Source organism: Streptomyces sp. NPDC046335 (genome assembly GCF_055587985.1).
Genome location: NZ_JBVJFF010000004.1, coordinates 614,191 through 627,877, shown reverse-complemented (window position 1 = coordinate 627,877; position 13,687 = coordinate 614,191). Strand labels below are relative to the sequence as shown.

General features: G+C 70.1%; 10 protein-coding genes and 2 pseudogenes. 6 read left to right on the top strand and 6 right to left on the bottom strand.

Annotated elements, in window-relative coordinates; translation table 11 throughout:
- Positions 1–22 precede the first annotated feature (22 nt).
- Positions 23–1,354, bottom strand: a complete 1,332-nt coding sequence (locus ACZ6JY_RS12300) for an FAD-dependent monooxygenase (protein WP_469194960.1) — start codon at positions 1,352–1,354, stop codon at positions 23–25.
- A 76-nt stretch (positions 1,355–1,430) separates the two neighbouring features.
- On the opposite strand from ACZ6JY_RS12300, the gene ACZ6JY_RS12295 reads away from it, so the two are divergent.
- Entirely contained in the window at positions 1,431–2,042 is a 612-nt protein-coding gene (locus tag ACZ6JY_RS12295) for a TetR/AcrR family transcriptional regulator C-terminal domain-containing protein (protein WP_469194958.1), read from the top strand.
- 148 nt (positions 2,043–2,190) lie between these two features.
- Here ACZ6JY_RS12295 and ACZ6JY_RS12290 read toward each other — a convergent pair whose 3' ends face one another.
- From ACZ6JY_RS12290 to ACZ6JY_RS12275, 4 genes and pseudogenes are all read right to left on the bottom strand, one after another.
- Positions 2,191–3,225, bottom strand: coding sequence for an NADP-dependent oxidoreductase (locus ACZ6JY_RS12290; RefSeq protein ID WP_469194957.1), 1,035 nt, complete (start codon positions 3,223–3,225; stop codon positions 2,191–2,193).
- A 57-nt stretch (positions 3,226–3,282) separates the two neighbouring features.
- Positions 3,283–4,179 (bottom strand): RNA polymerase sigma-70 factor, encoded by an 897-nt coding sequence (locus ACZ6JY_RS12285; protein ID WP_469194955.1) that lies wholly within the window; start codon positions 4,177–4,179, stop codon positions 3,283–3,285.
- 92 nt (positions 4,180–4,271) lie between these two features.
- Positions 4,272–5,483 carry an NAD(P)/FAD-dependent oxidoreductase gene (locus ACZ6JY_RS12280; RefSeq protein WP_469194953.1) on the bottom strand — a complete coding sequence of 404 codons (1,212 nt, stop codon included), beginning with the start codon at positions 5,481–5,483 and terminating at the stop codon, positions 4,272–4,274.
- A 156-nt stretch (positions 5,484–5,639) separates the two neighbouring features.
- Positions 5,640–6,311 (bottom strand): annotated as a pseudogene (locus ACZ6JY_RS12275) (MmyB family transcriptional regulator); the annotation flags it as partial.
- Between ACZ6JY_RS12275 and ACZ6JY_RS12270 the strand changes: the two are divergent.
- Positions 6,224–6,524 (top strand): annotated as a pseudogene (locus ACZ6JY_RS12270) (short chain dehydrogenase); the annotation flags it as partial. The pseudogenes ACZ6JY_RS12275 and ACZ6JY_RS12270 sit on opposite strands and share 88 nt — an antisense overlap.
- Before the next feature lie 92 nt (positions 6,525–6,616).
- Positions 6,617–7,990, top strand: coding sequence for a cytochrome P450 (locus ACZ6JY_RS12265; RefSeq protein ID WP_469194951.1), 1,374 nt, complete (start codon positions 6,617–6,619; stop codon positions 7,988–7,990).
- Between the two features lie 34 nt (positions 7,991–8,024).
- On the opposite strand, the gene ACZ6JY_RS12260 is transcribed toward ACZ6JY_RS12265, so the two are convergent.
- Entirely contained in the window at positions 8,025–8,777 is a 753-nt protein-coding gene (locus tag ACZ6JY_RS12260) for an alpha/beta fold hydrolase (protein WP_469194949.1), read from the bottom strand.
- Positions 8,778–8,867: 90 nt separating this feature from the next.
- On the opposite strand from ACZ6JY_RS12260, the gene ACZ6JY_RS12255 reads away from it, so the two are divergent.
- The 3 genes from ACZ6JY_RS12255 (at position 8,868) to ACZ6JY_RS12245 (ending at position 13,591) form a co-directional block, all read left to right on the top strand.
- The gene (locus ACZ6JY_RS12255; protein ID WP_469194947.1) at positions 8,868–9,758 is read left to right on the top strand and encodes a LysR family transcriptional regulator; all 891 of its coding nucleotides are present in this window, start codon (positions 8,868–8,870) and stop codon (positions 9,756–9,758) included.
- Positions 9,759–9,909: 151 nt separating this feature from the next.
- On the top strand, positions 9,910–11,130 hold the full coding sequence (locus ACZ6JY_RS12250; protein ID WP_469194945.1) for a hypothetical protein: 1,221 nt from the start codon (positions 9,910–9,912) through the stop codon (positions 11,128–11,130).
- Positions 11,131–11,320: 190 nt separating this feature from the next.
- A complete protein-coding gene (locus ACZ6JY_RS12245) occupies positions 11,321–13,591 on the top strand; it encodes an MMPL family transporter (protein WP_469194943.1) in 2,271 nt (756 codons plus the stop codon).
- Positions 13,592–13,687 lie beyond the last annotated feature (96 nt).

Here is a 13,687-nt window from a genome sequence, read left to right as displayed (position 1 = left end):
CGGCACCCGGGCACCCGGGGGATCACTTTCGGACGGCGCTGATCGGTGCCGGGTTCTCGGGGAGCTGCCAGCCGCCGCCGCGGTCCTCCTTCGAGAAGCGCGCGACGAGATCGGGGACGCGCAGAAAGCAGGCCAGCCGGGTGGCGGCCTGGAAGGCCGCGATCGCACGCCGGGTCTTCGGCATGGCCAGGCGCAGGAGGCGGGGATTCACCTCGCCCTGGATCTCGTCGACGAAGGGCCGCAGCAGGGTGTCGTAGTTCGCCAGTGCGGTCGGCAGGTCGCCCGGGTGCCGGTTGATCTCGCCGGCCAGGACGTGGGCGCCGACCAGGCCGCCGGAGATACCCATGCCGCTGTAGGGGGAGGCGCAGTGCGCGGCGTCGCCGACCAGCACCACGCGGCCCTTGGACCAGGTGTCGGTACGGACCTGGGCGACCTCCTGGGAGTAGAAGAACGGGCTCGTCCTCATGCCCTCGATGAAGCGCTCGGTCTGCCACCCCGCGTCGCGGAACCTGCCCGCCCAGAACTCCCGCCGGCGCTCGGCGGGTTCCCGGTGAATGGCCGAGGCTTCCTCGGACTCCTCGCGCAGCACGAAGTACACCTGGGTCTCGGTCGGGTTGTGGCTGCGACGCATGATCTGACGGCCACCCGGGGCCATGTAGGTGTCACGGATATCGCTGTCGGACGCGATGCGCGGGACGAACCAGTAGGCCATGTGAATGCCGACCCGCCAGTACGGGTCGAAGCCCGCCGGGAGGATCGCCCGCCGGATACGTGAGCCCTGCCCGTCCGCGCCGACCAAGAGGTCGAACTCGCCCGAAGACCCGTTGGAGAAGTGCGCGACGACCTTGCGTTCGTCCTGCTCGAAGCCGTCCACGCTCAGGCCGAAGACGTACTCGGTGTCGTCCTTCGTCACGTCGTGCAGGATGCGCACCAGGTCACCACGCATGATCTCGTACTCGGACGTGAGGGTCTGCCGCCCCCGCCCTGAGGTATTGGCCATGATCGTCGCCTTGGCCTTGCCCCGGGCGTCGACGAAGGCGACACCCGCCTCGTCCACGCGCTTGCCCCGGACGGCATCGAGGAGCCCCATCCGTTCGACGGCTTCGATGCCCTGCCCTCGGAGGTCGACCTGTGCTCCGGTGGCCCGCAGCGCGTCGAAGCGTTCGACGACGGTCACCTGGTGGCCGCCGCGCGTGAGCCAGAAGGCCAGCGCCTGCCCGGCGACACCGCCGCCGACGACGAGGACCCGCAGGGGCTTAGCTCCCGATTCGTTGGTGACGTCGTTGATCGCGTCGTCGGTGACGTCGATGGTCACGTCGTTGGTCACGCTGCCCATCACTCTTGCCGTTGCCATGCCCATCACTCCGAAAATCTATCGGTGAATGGTTCTCTTCGGAATCACATTCACCTATCAGTGATAGATTGTCAACGTGACAAAGGTGAACCGCGAGACCGTCGTCTCCGAAGCTCTCGACCTGCTCGACGAGGTCGGACTGGACTCCGTCAGCACACGGCGGCTGGCGAAGCGGCTGGGCGTCGAACAGCCGTCGCTCTACTGGTACTTCCACACCAAGAAGGACCTCCTCGCCGCCATGGCGGAGGCCGCGATGGCGCCCCATGCGACCGCGCCGCTGCCGACCCCCGATGACGACTGGCGCGACTGGTTCCTGGACAACACGCGAGGATTCAGGCGCACGCTGCTGATGCGCCGGGATGGCGCACGGCTCCACGCCGGCACTACCCCCACCAGCGACTTTGACCGTATCCGCCACAAGATGGACTTCCTCGTCGCCTCAGGTGTGCCGGTGAAGGACGCGCAAATGGCCATGCTGGCCGCCGGTCGCTTCACGGTCGGCAGCGTCCTGGAGGAGCAGGCAGACACCGGCTTCGAGACCGGCATCGGTGCTGGTACTGGTACTGGTGCGGATCTGCCGGAGGACATGCCGGTGATCGACCACGAGTCGGCGTTCGAGGCGGGCCTGGCCCTCATCCTGGACGGCCTGGAACACCGCACCCGCGACGCGGCCCTACCGTCTCCCTGACGGGAAGTGATCGCCTGCCGATAGAAATGCCGAACCGCAGCGGCCATGCCCGCCTCTGGCCGGCGGCGGTTCACCTCCCTGGTACGCCTGGCACAGGCCGCCCGGGAACGCCAGGTCACAACACCGGCCGGTGCAGGCGTCGCTCGGTTCAGGGAATCAGGACGGTCTTGCCGGCCAGCTCGCCCGCGGCAGCCGGGGCGCGGACCGCGGCCGGGTCGGCACGCAGTCGCTCGGCCAGGTCTCCGCCCTCGGCCCGGGCGGCCAGCTCGGCGATCCGGGCGAACCGGCCTGCGGCGCGGGCGTGGACCATAGCGAGGTCGGCCAGTGGCAGCCGCTGGGCCACCTCGATCGCCAGATCTCCGGCGTCGACGCGGGCGACCAGGCCGGCGAGCCGGCTGGCCTCGCTGCGCCCGAACACGTGCATCGTGCGCACCCTGCGCCCGGCATCCTGGGGGCCGGGAGTGGTGACGCTGACGAAGGCTCCGCCGTCGGCGACCAGGTCCACCAGCCGCGCGTTCTCCTCGGGGCCCGCGGGAGCCAGTTGCAGCACCGCGTCGAAGTGCTGCCCGGCCAGCGCCTGCACGACGGGAGTCTTGGCGTAGTCGACGATCCGGTCCGCTCCGTAGGAACGGACACGGTCGCGGCTGCGCGCACCGGCGGTCGCGGTCACGGTGGCACCGGCCTGCGCGGCAAGCTGGACGGCGTAGCCGCCCACTGCGCTGCCTGCGCCGTTGATCAGGATGTTCTGCCCGGACTCCAGGTCGGCGTGCTCGAACAGGGCCTGCCATGCCGTCAGCCCGACGAGGGGCAGGGCCGCGGCATCGGCCAGTTCGACAGTACGGGGCGCGGGGGCCAGCGCCTCGGCGGATGCGGCGACGTATTCGGCGGCCGCGCCGGGAGCGGCCGCCGGCAGAAGTGCGACCACCGCGTCCCCGACACTCCAGTTGGGCACGCCCTCGCCGACCTCGGTGATGACTCCGGCGAGGTCGAGGCCGGGAATGTGCGGCAAGGCCAGTGGGATCAGATCCTGCCGCAATCCCGCGCGCAGGCCGGAGTCCGCGTCGTTGTACGAGGTACCGGCCACCTGCACCACTACTTGGCCCACACCTGGCACCGGCCGGCCTGCCTCCTCGTAGACGAGGACGTCGCTGCCGCCGTAGGAGTGGTAGCGCACTGCCTTCATGATTTCTCCCCTTCGCTCGCTTGCATGGCTCATCGGTCATCTCCCCGGCGGGTCTGTTCAGCGCAGGGTGAGCGGGGCCACGGATCTCACGTGCGTCAGCTTCTCGGGGTTGCGCACGTAGTAGAGGCCGGTGATGCGGGCGTCCTCGACACTGATCGCCATGACGCCGTCGATCTCGCCGTCCAGGCGGACGAGTAGTGCCGGTTTGCCGTTGATCACGGTCAATTCGGTGGCGATCGTGCCTTCGACCTTGCCCATGCCGCCGGCGAACATACGGGACACCCGCTCGGCGCCGGTGACCGGCCGCAGCGCGGCGTGTTTGATGCCGCCGCCGTCGCTCATCAGGACGACGTGGGGAGCGAGCACGTCGAGGAGGGCCTGCGGGTCCCCGGTTTCGACGGCGTGCTGGAACGACTCCAGGACCGCCTTGCCCTCGTTCGATGAGACCACCCTGCGGGGGCGACGCGCGTCGACGTGCCGGCGGGCGCGGTGGGCGATCTGGCGGACGGCTGCGGGGTTCTTGTCGACGGCGGCCGCGATGTCGTCGTAGCCGATGTCGAAGACCTCGCGCAGCACGAAGACGGCACGTTCGGTCGGTGACAGCGTCTCGAGGATGAGCATCAGCGCCATCGACACGCTCTCGGCGAGTTCGATGTCCTCGGCCACGTCCGGCGCGGTGAGCAGCGGCTCGGGCAGCCAGGGACCGACGTATGCCTCCCGCCGACGCTTCATGGTGCGCAGCCGGTTGAGCGCCTGGCGGGTGGTGATCCGGACCAGGAAGGCGCGCTCGTCGTGCACCTGCCCCTGGTCGGCCTTGACCCATTGCAGCCAGGTCTCCTGGAGGACGTCTTCGGCGTCGGCCGCCGATCCGAGTATCTCGTAGGCGATGGTGAAGAGCAGGTTGCGGTGGGCGAGGAACGCCTCGGTCGCCGGGTCGGTGGCATCGTCGCTCAACTCTCGTCCCCTTTCCTGGTCCTTCACGGTCGACCGTGGCGGCTGACCACGTTCACGTGCGCCCACAGCACAACCCTCGCAGCACGCATCGGTCAGGCTGCCCGGTCGGCGGCGGCCGGTGTCTCGACGCGGTCGGCGCTCAGCAGCTGCCGGCGCTTCGTGACACCTCCCGGCGTGCGGTGCAGGCGGAACGAACCGGGCTTGTGCGCCTCTTGGGCCAAGTGCTTGATGATGCCCGTGCAGACCATTTCCTTGATCCTGGCGCCCAGGCCGTCGTCGATGTGTAGCCCCACCGCGACGTCGGACCTGTTGGCGAACTGGTAGATGCCTGCCCTTCGGCCCAGGCTGACGCACTGGGCGTAGAACCCCTGGTGGAGGTTGTCCGGCTGCTCACCCGTGAGCCGGCTGAGCACCGTGTCGGCGGCCCGCGCGCCCAGCGGCGTCGCGTTCAGGCAGCTCATCCGCAGCGGCAGGCCGGACGGCGCCGCCGAGTCCCCGGCCGCGACGACACGCGCGTCGTCCACGCTCGTCAGCGTCTCGTCCGTGAGCAGACGGCCCACGGTGTCGGTGCTCAGCCCGCTGCGCGCGGCCAGGTCAGGAACGCCGAAACCGGCGGTCCATACGGTGACCTCGCTCGGCAGCTCACGGCCGTCGGCGAGCCGCACGGCGTCGCGGGTCACCACCGTCACCTTCGCATCGGAGCCGTCGATGACTGTGACGCCGAGCTTGGCCAGCCGCTTCGCGACCGAGCGCCGACCTCGCGTGTGCAGGTACGGGCCAAGCACGCCGCCGCAGACCAGCGTCACCGGACGGCCCTGTTCCGCCAGCTCGGCGGCGGTCTCGATGCCGGTGGGACCGGCGCCGACCACCGTCACCGGAGCCGTCGCGGGAGCAGCGTCGAGGACCGCACGCAGCCGCTGTGCCTCCTCCAGAGTGGCGAGCGGGAAGGCGAACTCAGCTGCTCCGGCCACGCTCGGTTCGGCGCTGCGGCTGCCCGCGGCGTAGACCAGGTAGTCGTAGTCGAGCGTGCCGCCGGCCGCCGCCAGCGTCACGCTGCGCTCGGCCACGTCGATCCGGGTCACGGTGTCGACCACCAGACGGACGCTTCCGGCCAGGACGTCCTGGTAGGCAACGACCGCGTCGTCGGACCCGCCCACCAGCCGGTGCAGGCGGACCCGGTGCACAAGGTCCGGGCGCGGGTTGATCAGCGTCACGATGACGTCGTCGCGCAGCGTCAGCCGGTTCGCGGCCATCACGCCCGCGTATCCGCCGCCGATCACGACCACATGCGTCTTCCCCGTCATGATGCCTCCTCTGGTTCCAGGTGTTCGGCCATAAGTCACCGCACCACCGGCCGCTGTGACAGGGTGTGAAGCAGATCACTTCACTGAGGCCGGGGGGTGCTGTGACCGCATTGGCTCGAGTGGGCCAGTCCGCGGCCTCGGTGGCGTCCCAGCAGTTCACAGGACAGGGCCCGTCACGAGTACGTGGGTTCGACGGAAACCGTGGGGGGCTGCGAGGCGGCGGGCTTCGGCCGTGACCTCGGCATCGACCTGGTCCAGGGTTCTGTCGCCGTATCGGTGATCGCCCTCCACGGAGCCGGCGGAAGGGCCTGCTGCTGGACGCGCGCACTGGTCGCCCCCGTTCCGGCAGGTCAGCTCCAGTGGGCCGACCTCGGGGGCCGCGCGGGAGCCGGGGCCCCGCGATGTGGCGACCTCGCGCAGGCCCGAGGCGAACATGCGGGTGAGGAACGGGCGGTCGTCGGGTGCGTAGAGCTGTCGCGTCGCGGGGTCGGTGAACCACCGGTAGCCGAGGCTGCGGGCCGGACCGGTGTGAGCGGTCAGGTCTCCGGTCAACGCGATGGCGAGCGGGGTCTGCCGCAATGTCTCGCCGAGCTCGGTGACGATCTCCGCCGGGGTGTCGTGCACGCGGTCGAGGATGCGCAGCAGGCCAGGACTGATGTGCTGGGTGTCCGCGCCTCGCGTGGATGGGTGATGTCCGGCGAGCCGGAACAGGTGGTCGCGCTCATCGTGGGACAGGTGGAGTCCTTGCTGCCCGCCCCGAACTCGGACGTGACAGAGACACCCTCGGCGTACGCGTGATCCGGGCGATGTCAGCCCGTGGCATCCTCGTCGGGACGGTCGAGACCGCATCACTCCCCACCCTGTACGCCGCCACCTCCCCCCAACGCCGGGCGCGGCGGCTTCTGCGGGCCCAGCGGCCCCGGCCACCTCGGCGGCCCTCCCGGAGAGCAGAAGTTGCACTCCCGCCTTCGCAGCGCCTCTGAAGCCCGGCGCGTCTGGCCAGTCTCCGGAGAGCTCACCGGCGTTCGCCTCCAGGGGTAACGCCGCCCAGGCGCCGTGTCGGAGCCGGAACCAACCTGACGAAGCGCAACTAGGCTTCGTCGGTGAGCATGTGTCACTGAGGAGGTTCGGCGATGCGCATTCCCGGTCCGGAGCCCCGTGCCGACGGCGGGGTCGGCGCCGTGACGGCAGCAGGGGGACTGCACAACTACCAGTTGCGCCTGCATGCCGAGTACGGGCCCGTCGTACGGTTTCAACTGCCCGGCTCCGAGACGGCCGTATCGGTGGCCGACCCCGTGCTGCTGGAAGCCACGGCTCATATCGACAAGCGCCCGGAGCAGCTTTTCGAGTTTCTGGCCCCGCTGTGTGAGGCGGGGAACTTGCAGGTGCTCAACGCCGAGGAGCATGGCCCCTGGCGGCGCCTGTTGCTGTCGGTATTGGCCGGACGCCCCGCCCACGAGCGGCACTTCGCGCAGTTCACGGAGCTGACCACGGCTCTCGCCGACCGGTGGGCCGAGCGGTCATCCGAGCGGTCATCCGAGCAGAGCGTGCGAGAGCCCGACGGTCCCCGGCAACTCGACGCGCCCGTCGCGTTGCAGAAGGATCTCACCGCGCTGACGCTCCGGATGATCTGCCGGTTCGCGCTGGGCGGTGACGTCCCGGACTCCGACCGTGTCATCGCGGCGTTCGAGGACGTGCTCACCGAGTATCTCGGACGCCTCTACCAGGTGCCCGTCCCCGGTACTCAAGAGGAACGGGCCACGCAGGCCGACGAGGCCCTCACCTACCTGCGGGCGACGGTCGACGGGGTGATCGCCGCGCACGGCTCGGGCAGCCGTGCGGACGCGTCCGATCTGATCGGAGCGCTCGTCGAGGCGGGTGAGAGTCCCGCACGCATCCGCGACACCGTCATGGTGACGATGCTGGCGGCGCACCACACCACCGGAGTCGCCGTCTCCTGGACGCTGCATCTGCTGGGCCGACACCCGGAGGTGGCCGAACGCGTCGCGGAGGAGCTGGACCGCGTCCTCGGCGACCGCCCGGCACCCGACTACGCCGACCTGCGCGAGCTCACCTATCTCGACATGACCCTCAAGGAGTCGATGCGGCTCTATCCGCCCGGCCCCTACGGCGCGCGGGAGACGACGGAAGCACTCGTCCTGGGCGAGTACGAGATCCCGGCGGGGGCGACGGTCTTCTATCCGTTCTGGGCCGTCCACATGAACCCCGACTACTGGCCCGAGCCCGCAAGGTTCATGCCCGAGCGGTTCAGTCCCGCCGAAGTGGCCAAGCGGCCGAGGCTGGCCTACATCCCCTTCGGGCTCGGTCCCCGTAGCTGCGAGGGCGCCGCCCTGGCCATGGTCGAGGCCGAACTCGTCCTGGCCGTACTGCTCAAACGCTTCCGCTTCAGGCCCGTACCGGGTCATGAGGTGACGCCCATCGAACGATTCGTCCTGTGGGCGGCGGACGACATCCACATGACACTTCATCCCCGCAGCCGAAGCTAGTGTCGAAGGCGGGTCCTGGGCGGTGGTGGTCCCGTCACAGGGTGCTCCAGAAGTCCGACAGCACGCGGGCCGTTCGTGCCGGGTCCTGGAGCATCCACCAGTGGCCGAGTCCGTCGAGTTCAACGGTTCGGGCGCCGGCGCGCCGGGCGGCGCGATGGCGGAGGGCGGCGCTGCCTGCCGTGTGGTCGTCGGTCGCGATGGGGACCAGGCCGGGCGTGGCGGCCGCCGCGGGCAGATCGCGGCCGCGTTCGGTCAGCACTGCCGGGGGCGCGGACCGGTACAGCGCGAGGATGGCCCTGCCCATCGGCGGGCCCTGGCCGAGCGCCACCTCGCCGGCCGTCGGCTGGGGGATGCCCCAGTCGACCATGCGTGCCGCCCGTTCCTCGACGTCACCGGAGAAGATCTCCTCGATATGGCGCTCCCCCTCGCCCGGCGTCTGCCAGAGCCTGGCGATCTCGTGCCATACGAAGTCCGGCTCGTAACCGCCGATGGTGTCGCTGACCCAGCTGCGGAGCAGGTCGGGGCGGGTCATCGCCACCTCCAGGGCGTAGCCACCGCCGAAGTCGTGGCCGACGACGTCCACGGGTGCCTCGAACCGTGACAGCTCGTCGATGAGCCAGTCCCGGTAGTCGGTGAAGGTGGCCCCGAAGCCCGGAGGGAGTGGCGCGCCGAAGCCCGGCGGGGAGAGCACGACGGTTTCCTGTCGCTGGGACGCGGACAACTCGTTGATCAGCGGGGTCCACACCGCGGAGGTCACGGGAACGCCGTTGACGAAGACAAAGGTCATGGTGAGATGACAGCAGCGGCCCCCGGCGGACGTCCAAGTCCCGTTGTGCACCGCGTCATGCCGGATTTGCATGACGCGTAGAGTGCCGACATGCTTCCCGATCTGGATCTGCGGCTGGTCCGGTACTTCACGGTCGTCGCCGAGCACCTGAACTTCGCCCGTGCGGCCGAGGAGTTGCGGGTCGCCCAGCCGTCCCTGAGCCGTCAGATCCAGCGGCTGGAGAACGTCCTCGGCGTGCGCCTGCTGGAGCGCACCACCCAGGGCAGCCGGCTCACCGCCGCCGGTGCGGCGTTCGTTCCCCGGGCGCAGCAATTGCTGCACGAGGCCCAGCAGGCGGTGTCCACCGCGCGGGCCGCGGCACCGGCGCGCACGATCACCATCGGTTACGTCGACGATCTGATCGTCACTCCCGCCGTACGTGACCTGCGTCAGCGGCATCCCGACGCCCATGTCCGCACCCGGCACTTCAGCTCCCAGGACGCCGGCGCCCTGACCGATCGGCAGGTCGACGCCTGGGTCGTCCGCACACCGCTGCCGATACCGGACGACGGCCTCGACACGACGGTCCTCTACACCGAGCCCCGAGTCCTGCTCGTGTCCGCATCTCACCGCCTCGCCGGCAGGGAATCGGTCACCGCCGCCGACATCGCCGCGGAGCCCCTCGTGGGGTGCACCGGCATGAGCCCCGAATGGAGCGCCTTCTGGCGCCTCGAACCACGGCCGGAGGGTCCCCCGGCCCCGCTCGGCCCCACCCTTGCCGACACCTACGACGACAAGCTCGAAGCCATCGCCGACGGCACCGCCATCGCCGTCGTCCCCGCGGGTGACCGGCGTTTCGCGCTCCGCCCCGGCCTCGTCGCCGTCTCCATCGACGGGGCCGAACCGTGCCAGGTCGTCGTCGCCACCCGTACCGGCGACACCAGTCCTCTCGTCGCGGAGTTCATCAAGTCGGCGGTCAACTTCCTCGTCCGCCCCACCTGAACCACCTCATCGCCTGTTACCCCCGCGCGCGCATTGACCCATGACCCACTCCGCGCTTTCATCGCGTGAGCCCTCCGCACAGACGGTGTTGAGGCGTTACCGGGCGCGAGGGGTGGCTGTGGCCGTCCTCGGCCGAAGGGGGAACCACCTGATGAGACCTTCGTTACGCAACTCCATGACCGCCGCCCTGGCGACCGCCCTGGCCTGTCTCACCTGGCCCGCGGGGGCAGCGGACGGCGACCGGGCCCCGTACACCGAACGGATCAGCGTGGCGCCCGGCGGCGCCGGCGGCAACAGTCACTCGGTGGATCCGACCGTCAGCGCGGACGGACGCGTCGTCGCCTTCATGTCGTCGGCGACCAACCTGGTCCCGGGAACGGACGCGCCCAACAACGTCTTCTACCGGACGGCTCCCGGTGCGCCTCTCAAGCGCGTGGTGCTGCCGGGTGAGTCGACGATGCTGCCGCGGGTGTCCGATTCGGGGAACCACCTGACTTTCACCTCGTACTCGGCCACCACCCAGAAGTACTCCGTCCACGTGATGAACGTGCGCACCGGGCACGTCGAGCCCGTGGCGCCCGCGCTGGAGGGCGGCTATCGCGCGGACTACGGCGCGGCCCCGCTCAGCGCGGACGGACGGTACGTCGCCTTCGTGGCCGAGACCGCCGCCGACGAAGACGGGGTGTCCCGCTGCCGGGTCATGCTCCTGGACCGGCGGACCCAGCGCCTGTGGCGGGCCGGCCCGTCCACGACCCGTGACTGCCAGGACATCTCCATGAGCGCCGACGGCCGCAAGGTGGCCTACCGGGTCGGTTACTCGGGGCCGTCCGACGACGACAAGGCGGACATCCTGGTGTACGACCGCGTCACGCGGAAGACCGTGCAGGCCGATGTCACCCATGACGGGGCGCCGGCCGACAGGTCGGCGCTCTCCCCGGTGCTGAGCGCCGACGGCTCCACGGTCGGCTTCAACTCGGTGGCCACGAACCTGGTCCCTGGCACCGACCCCAACGGGGCCACCAGCACGTCCTGGAACGCCTTCGTCCGCGACCTGCGCACGGGCACGCTTCAGCGGTACGACGGCCACTCCCCCACCGATGTCACTCTGGTGTCGGATCTGTCGGCGGACGGTTCGAAGCTGCTCCTCAACACGGCCGACGCGGACCGCAGGACGCTGGGTCTCGTCCTGCGCGACGCGCGCACCGGCCAGGAGGAATTGCTCTCGCCGGGACAGGACGGCAAGCCCGTCACCGTGGGCCGAGCGGCGCTCAGCGCGGACGAGTCGACGGCCGTCTTCGACTCCTACTATCCCGGTCTGGTCCCCGACGACACCAACCTGATCGGTGATGTCTTCGTGCGCGCCCTGCGCTGATCCGCCCGGTCCCTCCGCGTCCGCCGTCATCCTCAGGTAGGAGGCAGCGTCGTTGTCTCGCACTAGGCCGGTGCCCCGTCTGGTGTCCAGCCACTAAGCCGTAATGACGGCACTGGCACGATGCTCCGGCCCGTCCCTGGAAGGCAGCCTTGGTACCTACCTGAGACCGGACCTTGGAGAGACCTTTCCCGTGGCTACCTTCCTGTACCGACTGGGCCGTACCGCCTTCCGGCGACGCTGGCTCGTGACCTTGCTGTGGGTGGTGGTCCTCGGCGGCGTCGGGCTCGGCGCCGCCAAGGCGCCCGCCGCCGGTGACGACGGCACGTCGTTCATGCCCGGCATAGAGGCCCAGCAGGCGTTCGACCTGATCGGAGAGCGTTTTCCCGGCTCGGACGCCAACGGTGCCAACGCTCGCATCGTTTTCATCGCCCCCGACGGGGAAAAGGTGACCGCCGCCGACAACCGCGCGGCCATCGACGAGCTGGTGTCCACCGCCGGCGAGGATTCCCAGGTCGACCAGGCCGTCAGCCCCTTCCGGGCCAAGGCGGTCAGCAAGGACGCCTCCACCGCGTACGCCACGGTCACCTACAAGGTCAAGGCCGACGACCTGACCGACGCCGGCAAGGACGGCCTCGAAGAGGCCATCGGCAAGGCACGCGAGTCAGGCCTCACCGTCGAGGTGGGCGGCACCGCGCTCGCCTCACAGCCCGCTGCCGGAGGCTCCGCCGAGGCCATCGGCATCGCGCTCGCCGCCGTGGTCCTGCTGATCACCTTCGGCTCCCTCGCGGCGGCCGGGCTCCCGCTGCTCACCGCCGTCATCGGCGTCGGGATCAGCATGTGCGCGATCCTCGCCCTCGGCAGCGCCCTCGGTCTTTCCATGACCACCGGCACGCTCGCCTCGATGCTCGGGCTCGCCGTCGGCATCGACTACGCCCTCTTCGTGGTCTCCCGCTACCGCGAGGAGCGCGCGAACGGCCACACTCCGCAGGAGGCGGCAGGCCTCGCGGCCGGCACGGCCGGCTCCGCCGTGGTCTTCGCCGGGCTGACCGTGATCATCGCGCTCGCCGGACTGACCGTGATCGGCGTGCCGATGCTCACCAAGATGGGCCTGTGCGCCGCCGCGGCGGTCGCCGTCGGCGTTCTGATCGCCCTCACCCTGGTGCCCGCCCTGCTCGGAATATGGCCGAACGCCGTCCTCTCCCGCAAGGACCGTAAGGCCCGTATAGGCCGTACGGACGGCAAGACCCGTAAAGCCGGAAAACAGGGTGCCGCCGCGAGCCACCACTCGGGGGAAGCGGACAACGGCGGCACCCGATGGGCCCGCTTCGTGATGCGCCGCCCCGTGGCCGTCCTGATCCTCAGCGTCGTCGGTCTGGGGGCGCTGGCCCTGCCCGCCGCCCATCTGGAGATGGGTATGCCGGGCGACGAGGCCAAGCCCACGTCGACAACGGAGCGACGTGCCTACGATGCGCTGGCCGACGGCTTCGGAGCGGGCTTCAACGGTCTGCTGACGATCGTCGCCGACGTCAAGGGCGCCGCGGACCCGAAGGCCTCCGCAGCCGAGATCGCCGCGGAGATCAAGGACACCGAGGGCGTCGTGTCCGTCACGCCCCCGCAGTTCAACGAGGCCGGTGACGCCGCGCTCTTCTCCGCGGTCCCGACCACCGGCCCGAACGAGGAGGCCACCAAGGACATCGTGCAGACCATCCGCGCGGAGCGCCCCGGCCTGGAGGCGGACACCGGGGCCACCTTCGAGGTCACCGGCAGCACCGCGATGAACATCGACATCGCGCAGGCCCTTCAGGACGCCCTGATGCCCTACCTGACCGTCATCGTGCTGCTGTCCCTGTTGCTGCTGCTCGTGGTCTTCCGTTCCGTACTGGTGCCCCTCAAGGCGGCCCTCGGCTTCCTGCTCTCGGTACTCGCCTCACTCGGCGCGGTCGTCGCGGTCTTCCAGTGGGGCTGGGGCGCCGAACTGCTCGGCGTCGAGCAGACCGGTCCCATCATGAGTCTCATGCCGATCTTCCTGGTGGGTATCGTCTTCGGCCTGGCCATGGACTACGAGGTCTTCCTCGTCTCCCGCATGCGCGAGGCGTACGTGCACGGCGAGCGGCCCGGACAGGCGGTCGTCAGCGGCTTCCGGCACAGCGCCCGGGTGGTCACCGCCGCCGCTGTGATCATGATCGCGGTATTCTCCGGCTTCGTCGGATCCGGCGAATCCATGATCAAGACGATCGGCTTCGGCCTCGCCATCGCCGTGCTGTTCGACGCGTTCGTCATCCGCATGGCCTTCGTGCCCGCCGTCCTCGCCCTCCTCGGGGACAAGGCCTGGTGGCTTCCCCGTTGGCTCGACAAGGTGCTGCCACGCGTCGACATCGAGGGCACCGGACTCACCTCCCGGACCTCGGCGTTCGTCCCGGTGGGCACGGAGGCCAAGCCCCAGGAGCCGGCCCGCACCTGACCCGACGGGAAGTGCCCTCAGCGCGGCGGGGGGGGGGGGGGGGGGAGGGGAGACGAGCGCCCAACGCGGCGTCTACGCCACCTATATCTCCCCCCC